This window comes from Nonomuraea thailandensis (assembly GCF_024172165.1).
Taxonomy (GTDB): domain Bacteria; phylum Actinomycetota; class Actinomycetes; order Streptosporangiales; family Streptosporangiaceae; genus Nonomuraea; species Nonomuraea thailandensis.
The window spans coordinates 740716-753301 of sequence record NZ_JAMZEB010000001.1 but is presented as its reverse complement, the minus strand read 5'-3'; the positions used below and the strand labels follow the sequence as shown (position 1 = coordinate 753301).

11 protein-coding genes and 1 pseudogene are annotated in these 12586 nt (G+C 67.2%); 4 read left to right on the top strand and 8 right to left on the bottom strand.

Features of this window, described 5'->3' with window-relative positions; all coding sequences use genetic code 11:
* Positions 1-150: 150 nt before the first annotated feature.
* From HD597_RS64200 to HD597_RS03610, 3 genes and pseudogenes are all read right to left on the bottom strand, one after another.
* A complete protein-coding gene (locus HD597_RS64200) occupies positions 151-426 on the bottom strand; it encodes a transposase (protein ID WP_276082799.1) in 276 nt (91 codons plus the stop codon).
* Positions 427-666: 240 nt separating this feature from the next.
* A pseudogene (locus tag HD597_RS64195) lies at positions 667-1002 on the bottom strand (IS110 family transposase); the annotation flags it as partial.
* A gap of 164 nt (positions 1003-1166) precedes the next feature.
* Positions 1167-2093: an NADP-dependent oxidoreductase gene (locus tag HD597_RS03610; protein ID WP_253740244.1), complete on the bottom strand. Its 927-nt coding sequence runs from the start codon at positions 2091-2093 to the stop codon at positions 1167-1169.
* 146 nt (positions 2094-2239) lie between these two features.
* Here HD597_RS03610 and HD597_RS03605 point away from each other — a divergent pair, with 146 nt between their 5' ends.
* Positions 2240-3187 (top strand): AraC family transcriptional regulator, encoded by a 948-nt coding sequence (locus tag HD597_RS03605; protein ID WP_253740243.1) that lies wholly within the window; start codon positions 2240-2242, stop codon positions 3185-3187.
* A 1015-nt stretch (positions 3188-4202) separates the two neighbouring features.
* Entirely contained in the window at positions 4203-5543 is a 1341-nt protein-coding gene (locus HD597_RS03600; RefSeq protein WP_253740242.1) for a transposase, read from the top strand.
* A gap of 56 nt (positions 5544-5599) precedes the next feature.
* Here the strand turns inward: HD597_RS03600 and HD597_RS03595 are convergent, their stop codons facing one another.
* The 5 genes from HD597_RS03595 to HD597_RS03575 all read right to left on the bottom strand — a co-directional run bounded on the left by HD597_RS03595 (position 5600) and on the right by HD597_RS03575 (position 10056).
* Positions 5600-5851, bottom strand: a complete 252-nt coding sequence (locus tag HD597_RS03595) for a hypothetical protein (protein ID WP_253740241.1) — start codon at positions 5849-5851, stop codon at positions 5600-5602.
* A gap of 5 nt (positions 5852-5856) precedes the next feature.
* On the bottom strand, positions 5857-6603 hold the full coding sequence (locus HD597_RS03590; RefSeq protein ID WP_253739981.1) for a reverse transcriptase domain-containing protein: 747 nt from the start codon (positions 6601-6603) through the stop codon (positions 5857-5859).
* 104 nt (positions 6604-6707) lie between these two features.
* Positions 6708-8180: a transposase gene (locus tag HD597_RS03585; RefSeq protein ID WP_253740240.1), complete on the bottom strand. Its 1473-nt coding sequence runs from the start codon at positions 8178-8180 to the stop codon at positions 6708-6710.
* Between the two features lie 334 nt (positions 8181-8514).
* Complete coding sequence (locus HD597_RS03580; protein WP_253740239.1) at positions 8515-9318, bottom strand: SDR family NAD(P)-dependent oxidoreductase; 804 nt, start codon at positions 9316-9318, stop codon at positions 8515-8517.
* A 15-nt stretch (positions 9319-9333) separates the two neighbouring features.
* Positions 9334-10056, bottom strand: a complete 723-nt coding sequence (locus tag HD597_RS03575; RefSeq protein ID WP_253740238.1) for an SDR family NAD(P)-dependent oxidoreductase — start codon at positions 10054-10056, stop codon at positions 9334-9336.
* Between the two features lie 154 nt (positions 10057-10210).
* Between HD597_RS03575 and HD597_RS03570 the strand changes: the two genes are divergently transcribed.
* Together HD597_RS03570 and HD597_RS03565 are read left to right on the top strand one after the other, a co-directional pair.
* Positions 10211-11224: a sigma-70 family RNA polymerase sigma factor gene (locus HD597_RS03570; RefSeq protein ID WP_253740237.1), complete on the top strand. Its 1014-nt coding sequence runs from the start codon at positions 10211-10213 to the stop codon at positions 11222-11224.
* A gap of 372 nt (positions 11225-11596) precedes the next feature.
* Positions 11597-12499 carry a transposase gene (locus HD597_RS03565; RefSeq protein WP_253740236.1) on the top strand — a complete coding sequence of 301 codons (903 nt, stop codon included), beginning with the start codon at positions 11597-11599 and terminating at the stop codon, positions 12497-12499.
* Positions 12500-12586 lie beyond the last annotated feature (87 nt).

Sequence of the window (12586 nt, the reverse complement as noted above, 5' to 3'; positions counted from 1 at the left end):
ACACCTGAAGTGACAACCTCACGCTGCTCTGCTTACGGGACTTTTCGAGGCTGCTATATCTGTCAAGTGACTGCGTGACGGGGTTGTGGTGCGTGTTCGAGGAGCTTGAACAGTTGCCGGGAGAGGGCTCGTTTGAGGCAACGACGGGCTTCACGTGGGGACTTGCCCTCGGAGATGCGGCGGGCGATGTAGGCGCGGGTGTCGGGGTCGACGCGGGCCCGGACGAGGATGATGGTGTGGGGCGCTCGGTTGAGTTGACGGTCGCCACTGGTTGAGTCGGTGGCGATTGGTGAGGCCTGAGGATGCCGGGATGGGGGCCGTTCCGGCGAACGTGGCGAAGGCAGCCTCGGAGCGAAACCGTCCGGGGTGGGACCAGCTCACCAGAACCTGTGCCGCGCTGATGGCACCCACGCCGATCTGTTCCATCAGGTCGGGCCTGACGTCGTTGACCAGGGCGGTGATCTCCTCTTCTAGAGTCTTGGCCTCGGCGCGTAGTGTCTGGATGCGCTGGGCCGTGGATCGCAGGGCCGGGATGGTCATGCGGTGTTCGAGGTTCTGGGAGGGCCGTTCCCGCGGGTTGGCGCAGTGGCTGATCTGGGCCTTGCTGCTCATGGAGCGGATCTCGCTGCGCAGGTCGTCGGGCGCTGAGACGATTAAGACCTTCAGATGGTTGATCGCCGCGGTGGTCGCGCTGACGGCGCTTCGGCGGGTGGTGGGCAGCACCCTGAGTGCCTCACGCTCTCCGCGTTGGCGGGGCAGGATGGGATGCTCGCTGGTCAACGCCTCACGAGCGGCGCGTATCGCGTCGAGGGCGTCGGTCTTGCGACCGCCACGTTGGGCCGGCCGCTTGGGGCGGCAGACCTCCACCACCTTTTCGCCGGACGCCTCCAGGAACGCCGCCAAGCCGGTGCCGTAGCTGCCGGCTCCTTCAAGGGCCCAGCAGCGGCGGCACGGGACGTGCTGGCGGGCGAACTCCAGGAGTTGAAGGTAGCCGTGGGCGTCAGTGGCCGCTGTTCCGGTGTCTCAGGCTGGGCGGTCCTGGCGGCGCTGATCGTCGCGGAACGTGACCCGGCGGTCCTAGCCATGGCCTACGTCCGGCGACGGTGTGTACGGGCCGTACCGTTCGTCGTGGTGTTCACCTCCACGACAGCTGGTATCGCGAATTTCTAGGGTACAAGGACGAGTTTGCCTCTGACCCGGCCTGATTCGCTTCTACGGTGTCCCTCCGCGGCATCGCGTAGTGGGAGAACGTCCGCGACGTGCACCCGGATCCGCCCTTGTTCGACGAGCTTGCCGAGTTCTTTAAGGTCGGGCGCTGATGGAGCGACCTGGACCGTGTCGAAGCGTGCCTTGGCCCGGGCAACGTCCTCGGCGGTCACGCCGGGATGGTCCCAGATCGTGCTCACCAGGTGGCCGCCGGGAGCCAGGGTGGCCAGGGACCGGACGCCGTACTCGTGCCCGATGTTGTCCAGGACGATGTCGACGTTGCGGACTGCCGCGGCGAAGTCGTCGAGCGTGTAGTCGACGAGTTCGTCGGCGCCAAGGTCGCGCAGGAAGCCATGGTTGGCGGTACGTGCGGTGCCGATCACGTGAGCGCCGAACGCCTTGGCTATCTGGATGGCGATGTGACCGATGCCTCCTGCCGCCGCGTGGATCAGGACCCGCTGGCCGGGCTGGATCCGGGCGATGCCGACGAGGGCCTGCCAGGCGGTGAGCCCGACTGACGACAGTGCGGCTGCTTGGTTGTGGTCCAGGCCGGCGGGTTTGAGCGCGAGGTCTGCGGCTGGTGCCCGCACGTACTGGGCGTATGTCCCGGTGAACGGCGTCGGCATGCCAAAGACGTCGTCGCCAGGACGGAAGCGGCTGACCCGATCGCCGATCCGCTCGACCACTCCGGCAAGGTCGAACCCGGGTATGAATGGCAGGTCAACCGGCAAGGCGGCGCCGCCTGTGCGGATCTTCCAGTCGGCGGGGTTGACGCTTGCGGCCCGCACCCGGACGAGGACGTCGTCGGGGCCAGGGACGGGCTGCTCGGCCTCGGTGAACTCAAGGACCTCTGGGCCGCCGAAGGCACGTTGCTTGATCGCGTACATGGATGTTGACAAGGGAAACTCCTCTACAGAGGCCAGGTGTTCAGAGAGTCCAAGGGTACGTTTGTTCTGTGAGACGTCCCAGCACAATGCGTCTCCAGTTCATATCTGCTCGTCTCGCAGATGAAGACCACCGGTAATATCACGCCATGGACTTGCTCGGTGATGCCATCGCCGCCATGCGCGTCGGAATGGCGGGCTCCACCCGTACGGACCTGCGAGCCCCGTGGGGTTTGCGTTTCGACAAGGTCGCAGGGGCCGGCTTCCACGTAGTGCTGCAAGGGTCGTGCTGGCTACTGCCGTCGGAGGGTGCGCCGATCGCGCTCGGACCCGGCGACGTCGTGCTGCTGCGCAGCGGGCGCGGACACGGCCTCGCCGACGACCCAGCGACCCCGCTCGCGGCCTTCCCCTCGGCGCGTCCGGTAGAGCTCCAGCACGACGGTTCCGGTGCCCGAACGGTCCTGCTGTGCGGGGCTTACCACCTTGACCTCGCCCGGCCGCATCCGCTCCTACGCGACCTGCCCGACGTCGTCCACCTGCCTACCAGGCTCGGACATCACGCGTCGCTGCGCGCCGCGGTCGACCTGCTGGGCAGCGAGCTGGATACCGCGAGCCCTGGTGCCGGCGCAGGTGTGCCCGCACTGGTGGACCTGCTACTGCTCTACATCCTGCGCGCCTGGTTCGAGGACCGGGCGGCAGATGGCCACGCCACCGGTTGGGCCGCCGCGTTGCGTGATCCATCGATCCGGGCCGCGTTGGACGCCATCCACCGTGACCCCGGCCGCCCATGGACGATCGCGGAGCTGGGCGACCGCGCTGGGTTGTCGCGCGCGGCGTTCGCGCGCCGTTTCAGCGCCGCGGTCGGCCGCCCGCCGCTGGCCTACCTAACCTGGTGGCGGATGACCATAGCGGCACGGCAGCTACTGGATACCGACGCTCGACTGGGCACTGTTGCCGCCAGAGTCGGATACACATCCGAGTTCGCGTTCGCCAGAGCCTTCAAGCGCGAGTTCGCAACCGCACCGGGCAGGTACCGATACCTCGCCGGCAACCCGAACACGACTCCCGATCGCGCTGCGTCGTCTCGAGAGGCCTGACTCCTCCGACACTCGTACCGACCGGATGCTCGGCCCGGGCCACGGCTTGCAGATCGAGGATACTTCCCGGCGCCGACAGGCCGCTCAAACGCTACCCGGTCGCCGGGTTCTTCCTGCGGTACGTGGTCAACCCAGTCGCCAACCGCCTATGCGGCAAGCTCTACGCTATTGTCGCGCTCACGGACGACGTCCTGCGCGGCTGTGGCCTGGACTGGACCCCAGTCGGCGTGCCGGTACTGATCGGACAAGCCTCCGGCCCGCATGCGGATCCACCAGGTGGTGGTGGGCCGCGTGTGGCTCGTCGGCGGTGGCGCTTGCGAGCTCGAGAGTGTTCAGTACGTGTGGCGGCGAGCGTGGTGAGATCCAGTTCGCGATGGCAGCCGGTCAGGGCCCGCGTTTGGCCTGATCGCTCGATCTTCCACGCGCGGCGGGGGAGAACGCGGCCGAAAAACGGCGCCGGCGAAAAGGCCGCCAGCGAGGATGGTGTGACCGTCCTCGGTCTCCTTCCACGGCGGCCTCCATACAGGAGTCTCGGCTGGCTGAACCACCCTTTAATGGGTGGATCGACAGGGTCGAGGTGGAAGGACAGGCCCTCATTCTGCATGCGGTCAGTGGGATGAACTCCACTGAAGGCCTCAAGATCCACGATGCGCTTGTGCGTTCGGCCCAGGGCGCTGTGTCGGTGTTGCCTCCGATCCGTTTTCCTTGAGCCGCCGTCTCGAACCCGCCGAGCGGTACGGTAGGCCGCCGATGAGGTGTCAGTTGACATGGTCCTTTTATGCAATAACGCCTGAGTTCCTCTGACCGCCTCTGGCCTCTCCAGCCCCAGTGTCGACGATCGCGATATTCGGCTCTGGCTCGATCAATGGGGAGCTGTTACTGAACGTGACGGCTAGGACAGGCGCACCCGCGCGGGTCGCGATCTCGTAACACAGCGCTCGTGACTGCGGCCGTTCCGTCACGATCTGGATCACCACGATCTGATCATGCGAAACGGCCGCAGAAGGAGCCCATTGTGCCGCTTGAGCTTTCCGACGACCAGGCCCGCCTGCTGACGGTGCTGTTCCCGCAGCTGAACTGTCTGCGCCTGGAGCAGATCGAGGACGTCGGGAGCGGCCTGCGGATTCTCGTGCGCACCGGCACCGAGCTGGTGGCATGTCATCGATGTGGGACGGCATCATCGCGGGTCCACGACCGGTACTGGCGGCGGTTGGATGACCTGGCCTGCGGCGGCCGTCCGGTAGAGATCCAGCTGGAGGTCCGCCGGTTCCGGTGCGATGCACCGTGCTGCCCGGTGGCGACGTTCGCCGAGCAGGTTCCCCTGAGGCTGGTGCGGGCGCTGCCCGACCCGCCCGTCGGGCAGATCCTCGTGTTGGGGGTGGACGACTTCGCCAAGCGCAAAGGCCACGCCTACGCCAGCCTCCTGGTGGACATGGACACCCACCGGCTCGTTGACCTGCTACCCGACCGGGAAGCCGACACCTTCGCCCACTGGCTACGCGCCCATCCCGGTGCCCAAGTCGTGTGCCGAGACCGCGCCGGGGCGTTCGCCGCCGGCGCCCGCCAGGGCGCACCCGAAGCGATCCAGGTGGCCGATCGCTTCTATTTGTGGCAATCGCTGGGCGAGGCGGTGGAGAAGACCGTCATCGCCCACCGCGCCGACTTGCACGATCCCGCACCCGAGCCCGACCCTCTGCCCGGGCCCGTCCACCAGGAGCAGGGCGAGCCCGACCCGTCCTGCGCGCAAGCCACCGACCAGACCACAGAAGATGTCCCCAAGGAGATGTCGGACGGCTTTCGCGACATTCTCGGGCGGGAACGTCGCCTGGTCATCCGGCACACCGAACGTTACGAGGCCGTCCAAGCTCTGCAGGCCGAGGGTTGCTCGCTCGCCGAGATCGGCCGGCGCTTGCGGCTCAGCCGCGACGCGGTCCGCCGGTTTGCCCGCGCCACCAGCCTGGAAGAAGTGCTGTTCAAAGCCACTCACCGCGCCAGCATCCTCGATCCGTTCAAGCCCTACCTCAACCAGCGCTGGAACGACGGCGCCACCAACGCCACCGCCCTGCACACCGAGCTCCAGACCCAGGGATGGGCGGGCGATGTCCAAGCCGTTCGCCGCTATCTGAACCAGTTCCGTCCCGCCGACGGCCGCGCCCGAGCGGCCAACACCTCACGAGTCCGCCCAACGGCTCCCACGGCCCCAGCGCCGCCCAAGCCCCGCCGCGTGGTCCGCTGGCTCATGACCCGCCCCGACCACCTGAGCAGCACCGATGCCATTCACCTGCAGCGCATCCTGGAGCGCAGCCCCGGCCTCGCGGCCACCGCCCGACACGTCCGCGCGTTCGCACAGAGATGACCGAGCTCCAGGGCCACCACCTCGACGCGTGGATCGCCGCCATCCGCGCCGATCCCCTACCCGCCCTCCACGCCTTCGCCAACGGGCTCCAACGCGACCACGACGCCGTCCGCAACGGACTCACCCTGCCCTACAGCAGCGGGGCGGTCGAGGGCAGAGTTTGCAAACTCAAGTTCCTGAAGAGGCTCATGTTCGGTCGTGCGAATTACGATCTTCTCCGCGCCATGGCTCTCCACAACTGAGATCAGATCACCGAACGTGATCGCTCCCCATCGATCGAGCCAGAGCCCAATATCGAGATCGTTCACACTCGTCAATATGGGAGATCCTGGTCTTCTCCGCCGATTGGCGCAGGCCCATCGGGGATAAGACGGCCGCTGCTTGTGTGCGCTTGTCCTCGGCGTCCGCTCGGTTGCCCTGAACCAGTAGCACCCAGTCGTCGGCGTAGCGGTTCAGCCGGTGCAAGACCGGTTGCTGCCGTCGTCTGTCGCGCCTTGGGGTCACGGCGTGGGGCGAAATGCTCGTCGAGGACGCTCAGCGCCACGTTGGCCAGCAGTGGGGACAAGATCCCGCCCTGGGGAGTACCTGTTTCGGTGTCCTTGACCACCCGGTCCTTGGTGAGGATCCCGGCTTTCAAGAACGCCTTGATCAGAGCCAGCACGCGCTTGTCCCCGACTCGCTGTCGCACCCGGTCCATCAGGGCCGAGTGCGAGATCTCGTCGAAGCATGCGGTGATGTCGCCTTCGACCGCCCACTCGTAGCGGTGTGGAGGCGAGGCGAACACTCTGATCTCGGCGACCGCGTCGTGGGCACGTCTGCCGGGACGAAACCCGTAGGAACACGGCAGAAAGTCCGCCTCCCACATGGGTTCCAGGACCAGCTTCAGTGCTGCCTGCACGACTCGGTCTTGCACGGTGGGGATCCCGAGGCGGCGCAGTTTGCCACTGCCGGGCTTCGGGATCATCCGCTCGCGCACCGGCAGGGGACGAAACTGGCCGGTCTTCACCTTCGCGCGCAGGTCGTCGAGGGAAAACCTCCACGCCCCGATGCTCGATGGCATAGGCCGTCTGCCCGTCCACCCCGGCAGTTCGGGCGCCCTTGTTGTGGCGCACCCGATCCCACGCGACAAGCAGAAACGCCCGATCGCAGACGAGGTTGAAGACATCATCGAACCGGCGAGCCGAGTCTTCGGCCGCCCACCGGTGCAGCTTGGTCTGGATCTCCAGTACCCGGCGCTCGGCCTTGAGCAAGGCCCGCTCCAGCGCGTCGGTATTCACCGGCGTCCTCCTGGCATTCCAGCATCCGCACTGCCGACTTGCTGGCCCCTTGGCCATGTGCAGGGCTTTCCCCTGCTCGAACTACTACGGGGCCTCCGCCCCGCCCCACGGCCGATAGTCGGCAACGGACCTGCCCATCGGCCGGGCTGGCTGCCCGAGCAGATGGGCGACCGCGGGCGGTTCCCACGTTCACCACACAACCGATTGGCCGGTTAGGCGCCCAGCTATACCCCGGCAGCCTCGCCACGCCTACGCCGCAGACCTTCAGCGTGGCCTCCCCGCCATCGAACACATACGGCTTCGGAGTTGACCGCGCCAAATCGGCGTGGTCACGCACTGCACACCGGCCCTGATCCACCAGGTTCGAGCCGGCTCGACTCTTACGGGGCGTCACCCACTGGTTCACTCGCTTTACACCTTCCGGCCTCGCTTGCCGAACCCGGGCCGTCTGGCAGTGCCGACCCGCCCCGGCGTTGTCGGGGCTGCTTTCCACCCGTTCCCGGCGTTCCCCGGGACGAGTTGCCCCCTGCTTCACCCAGGCCGCTGCGACGGCCCGAGGGCGAAGGTCTCTCACCTCCACTCGGTTATGCAGCGCCTCGTGGCGCACGTGCTCCAGGTCGAAGCGCCGGACGTAGGCACGCCACAACAGCTCCAGGTCGGGCGGAGTGTCGGCGGGCCCGTGCCACCACAACCAGATGGTTTTGGGTGCGCGGGTCCGGCCGGGCAGGGCGGAGACCTGCAGGCGGATCACGGTGCCGGGCACGATTGGGCGCGGGCCGCGGCTGCCGTGCCCGTTGTGTTGCTGGGTCTTGGCATGCAGCCCGTCCCAGGCCTGCACCAGCACGCTGCCGTATTGCGGGTCGGTAATCGACAGGGTGGATGAGGGCAGCGGCCAGGTGCCCGCATCGGCGCAGGCGAACTTGGCGCCGTGACGGCGTGGCCGGCCTACCCTGGTCGTGGCCGCAGGCGGTGGGGCGGCGTAGAAACAGCGGTCGCTGCGGATGCGCACCAGTAGTTGCACCGCGGTGCCGGCCAGGGCGAGCGCCAGTCGCACCGCGTCGTTGCCGCCGTCGAAGACGAACAGCGGCACGGGATCGTGGCGGCGCGGCAGACGGGTGAGCAAGGCTTGGACCTGCTCAGCGGCGACTGTATTGATGTTGGTCCCCGGCGCGACGCGCTGCATGTCCAACGGGCGGGTCCAGGAGTTGGTGGTCATCTCTAGCCCGGCCAGCCAGGAGAACGCCCAGCCGGCGATGATCGGTTTTCCGGCCGAGTGGCGGCTGGGGTGGTAGTAGTAGCCACGGCCGGGTGCGCATTCGGCATCGCAGCGCGGCCAGCAGTTGACGTCGATGGCGAACACCGGTGCGGCCGCCGTGTGCTGGGCGGCCAGCAGATCCCGTAGTGCCTCGGTGTTGATGCGTCCCTGGGCCAGCTATGGGGCAGCGACGACACCGGTCCAGCGGCCAGTACCGCGTCGGTCAGCTCGAATAACGCATCGGCGCGCCGCACGAAGCAGCCCAGCAACGCATCCCGAAACGCCGCCAGATCAGCCGCCGTCTGGCCAGAACGCTCTGGCGGGCGCACACTCGCAAGGACGGCCACCGCACACCTCCGAGGACTTGGTCGTGCTCGGAGCATCGCGCGGTGGCCGTTTCCCGTCGAGAATCACCTGTTCGCCCGCTTAAAAGCGAAGCTTAGTCGGGGATGGCTCCGAGGCTCATGTTGGCCATGGTTCCGGCGATACCGCCGGCCCGGTCCGAGGCGATGAACGTGACGACCTCGGCCATTTCCTGGAGGCTCGGCAGGCGTTTGCGGTGTGTCCGCTGGGCAGCCATGGCCTGGAACTGTTCGCGAGTCATTCCGTGGGCCTTGGCGTGGATGCCGAAGACCTCTTCGATTGTGCCGCTGTCGGGCATGGCCTGGGTTCGGACGCCGGCCACGCGTACGCCGTGCGGCGCGAGTTCGACGGAGAGGTCCCTGATCAGGGCTTCCTCGGCTGCCATGGCCAAGGCCACGCCACCCATGAGGGGATTGGCGATCCGGGCGGGAAGCGAGGTCACGGTCATGATCACGCCCGCGCCGTTGGCGACCATGTGCCGGCCGGCAAGGCGTGCGGTCAAGAAGTTGGCGCGCACGAGCTCGTTGACGGGTCGCATGAACTCCTCGACGTCGAGATCGACGAGCGGAACGCCCTGCAGCGTGGTGTTGCGAAGCCCGACGGCGTTGAACGAGATGTCGACGCCGCCCGCCTTCTCGATGACCGTGTCGAGGTGCTCGGCCACGGCGATCTCGTCGAGCGCGTTGACCTGCGCGGCCTCGGCCACGCCGCCGTCGGCGACGATCTCCTTGGCCAGTACTTCCACCTTCGACAGGGTGCGCCCTGTGAGAAAGAGGCTTGCCCCTTCGCGTGCGAATGTTCTGGCGACGGCCTGGCCGATGGCGCCGCCAGCTCCGTAGATCACGGCCGTCTTGCCCTGGAGCAGCAGACTCGTACTCATGAGTATGCCCTTCCGCTACTGGTTCTGGGCCGCGCCGAGGAGCGCCGCGTTCTGACGTTCGAGCGCCTTGACCGCCCCTCCGTTCCAGCTATCGGCAAGCGTCTGTGAGAAGGGATCGGGGAAGATCTCCTCCTCTCCCTTGTCCAGCGCGTCGAGGATGGCTGCGGCTGCCGACTGTGGCGACGTCTTCGGGATCTCGAGGTCGCGCACCATGTCGGTGTCCATGGGACCGGGCAGTACGGCGTGGACGCCCACGCTCTGGCCAGCGAGAGTGGCACGCAGCGACTGCGTCAACGAGAGGGCAGCCGCCTTGGAGATCGAGTACGCGGGACTGATGGGCAGGGCAGCCACCGCGGCCAATGACAGCACGTTGACGATCGCGCCTTGTGACTCGATGAGCCGGGGCAGGAGGGCCTGCGTGAGGGCGTAGGGGCCGAAGAGGTTGACCGCGAGATGCCGTTCGAGGGCAGCTCGATCGGCCAGGTCTTCATAGCCGTAGACGCCCGCGTTGTTGATGAGGACATCGAGCGAATCAACGGTCTCGGCGGCGTGGTTGATCTGGGCGGCGTCCGTCAGGTCCAGGACCAGGGGCGTGACGCGCTCATCCGTAGGGTTCAGGGCCTGCCGTGTGCCGGCGTAGACCCGTTCGGCGCCCCTACTCAGCGCCTCCTCGACCAGCGCCCTTCCGAGGCCGCGGTTGGCTCCGGTGATCAGGACTGTCTTGCCCGTGAGTGTCATGTGTGCTCCTCATGAGGTGGAATCGAGCTGTCGATGGTGTAGACACCACGCTGTGGAGGAATTGGGCGGGTGTGGCCCGCCCAGTTTTCGGCCCGCCCGGTGTCAGAACTGGAGAAGGGCTGGCAAGAACTGACACCAGGTGGGGTGATGAGACGTGACAGCGAGCGAGCTGATCGCGAGGGCGCGGGCCGGCGATGGCGAGGCGTTCGGGCAGCTGACCGAGCCGCATCGCCGGGAGTTGCACATGCATTGCTACCGGCTGCTCGGCTCGTTCCAGGACGCCGAGGACGCTTTGCAAGACACGCTGCTCGCGGCGTGGCGGGCACTCGACCGGTTCGAGGCGCGTGCCTCGATCCGCACCTGGCTGTACCGGATCGCCACGAACCAGTGCCTCAACGCGATTCGCTCGGCCAGCCGTCGCCTGGCAAAGGAGTGGGATGTGCCCGAGATCGAACCGCCGGGGCCGAGCCGGCTCGGCGAAGTCGTGTGGCTGGAGCCGTACCCTGACGCTCTCCTCGACGGTGCGATCGCCGCGCCGCTCGGACCGGACGCACGCTATGAACAGAAAGAGTCCATCTCGCTGGCGTTCATCACGGCGCTGCAGATCCTGCCAGCACGCCAACGTGCCGTCCTGATCTTGCGCGAGGTGCTCGGCTACCCGGCGGCCGAGGTCGCCGACATGCTCGACTCTTCCCTCGATTCGGTCAACAGCGCGCTCAAACGGGCACGCGCCACGCTGCACCGGCGAATCCCGTCGAACGGGATGGACGATTCACCACCTGCGCCCGCTTCGCCGGCCGAAGAGGCACTCGTGGCCAAGTTCGCCCGTGCCTACGAATCCGGGGACGTCGACGCCCTGGTCGGCCTGCTCACCGACGACGCTCGCATCTCCATGCCGCCGATGCCGCTTGAGTACCTCGGCCGCGACGCCGTTTCCAGGTTCTACGCCGCGCTCATGAGCGCCAATCGAAAGTACTACCTGGTGCCTACGCGCGCGAACGGGCAACCGGCATTCGGTACTTATCTGCGCTCGGGCAGCGATGGCATCCGGCGTGGAACGGGGCTCGTGGTCCTCACCTTGGCCGGCGATCGGATCAGCGCCGTGACCCGTTTCGACAACAGCGTTCTTCCGTGGTTCGGGCTCCCGCGGTCCCTTCCCCGTAACTGACCTCCTTGCTTTCAGCCCGTATCCCAGACGCGAGATTCGGGAGGTTGGCCAGTGCTTGCTGTTCACAATGCTCCGGACACCAGCGAGAGTCATGTTCAGTGAGGCGCCGGAACCGACGCCACTGTCGGAGTCCACGCCTTCTCGATCAACCGCGGCGAACTCCCGCTGATGAAGGCCCACCCGGCCTGTGAACGATCTCGATATTCGGCTCTGGCTCGATCAATGGGGAGCTGTTACTGAACGTGACGGCTAGGACAGGCGCACCCGCGCGGGTCGCGATCTCGTAACACAGCGCTCGTGACTGCGGCCGTTCCGTCACGATCTGGATCACCACGATCTGATCATGCGAAACGGCCGCAGAAGGAGCCCATTGTGCCGCTTGAGCTTTCCGACGACCAGGCCCGCCTGCTGACGGTGCTGTTCCCGCAGCTGAACTGTCTGCGCCTGGAGCAGATCGAGGACGTCGGGAGCGGCCTGCGGATTCTCGTGCGCACCGGCACCGAGCTGGTGGCATGTCATCGATGTGGGACGGCATCATCGCGGGTCCACGACCGGTACTGGCGGCGGTTGGATGACCTGGCCTGCGGCGGCCGTCCGGTAGAGATCCAGCTGGAGGTCCGCCGGTTCCGGTGCGATGCACCGTGCTGCCCGGTGGCGACGTTCGCCGAGCAGGTTCCCCTGAGGCTGGTGCGGGCGCTGCCCGACCCGCCCGTCGGGCAGATCCTCGTGTTGGGGGTGGACGACTTCGCCAAGCGCAAAGGCCACGCCTACGCCAGCCTCCTGGTGGACATGGACACCCACCGGCTCGTTGACCTGCTACCCGACCGGGAAGCCGACACCTTCGCCCACTGGCTACGCGCCCATCCCGGTGCCCAAGTCGTGTGCCGAGACCGCGCCGGGGCGTTCGCCGCCGGCGCCCGCCAGGGCGCACCCGAAGCGATCCAGGTGGCCGATCGCTTCTATTTGTGGCAATCGCTGGGCGAGGCGGTGGAGAAGACCGTCATCGCCCACCGCGCCGACTTGCACGATCCCGCACCCGAGCCCGACCCTCTGCCCGGGCCCGTCCACCAGGAGCAGGGCGAGCCCGACCCGTCCTGCGCGCAAGCCACCGACCAGACCACAGAAGATGTCCCCAAGGAGATGTCGGACGGCTTTCGCGACATTCTCGGGCGGGAACGTCGCCTGGTCATCCGGCACACCGAACGTTACGAGGCCGTCCAAGCTCTGCAGGCCGAGGGTTGCTCGCTCGCCCGCGCCATGGCTCTCCACAACTGAGATCAGATCACCGAACGTGATCGCTCCCCATCGATCGAGCCAGAGCCCAATTTCGCGATCGTCGACACGGCCCGGGTGGCGGCCCGG